A 315-nucleotide genomic window follows, 5' to 3' on the forward strand; every position below is an offset into this window, starting at 1 on the left:
CGGCTTCTTCGCAGACGGTGTGCAGGCCTTCTTTTTTGACGAGGTTCTTGAGTCCGACGAACTCCGGGCCCATCTGGACCTTGGCCTTGATCCAGTCGGGCTTGCGCTCCACCGGGACGGCCGCGTTGCGCTGCTCGATCCGCAGCATCTTCCGGCCTTCGGGTGCCAGTGTCATGGTTGCTTCCTTAGTTCGTGGGTCTTGCCGTGGTTTGCTGGCTGTCAGCATTCGACGACGTTGACGGCGAGGCCGCCCATGGCGGTTTCTTTGTATTTGTCGCTCATGTCCTTGCCGGTCTCGCGCATGGTGATGATGAC

The 315-nt window shown here is 60.3% G+C and carries 1 pseudogene; it reads right to left on the reverse strand.

The features are described from left to right. A pseudogene (locus AC5RT3_RS20685) lies at positions 1 to 175 on the reverse strand (lipoyl synthase); the annotation flags it as partial. Between the last annotated feature and the right edge of the window lie 140 nt (positions 176 to 315).

This window comes from Arthrobacter sp. Y3221159 (genome assembly GCF_059089885.1).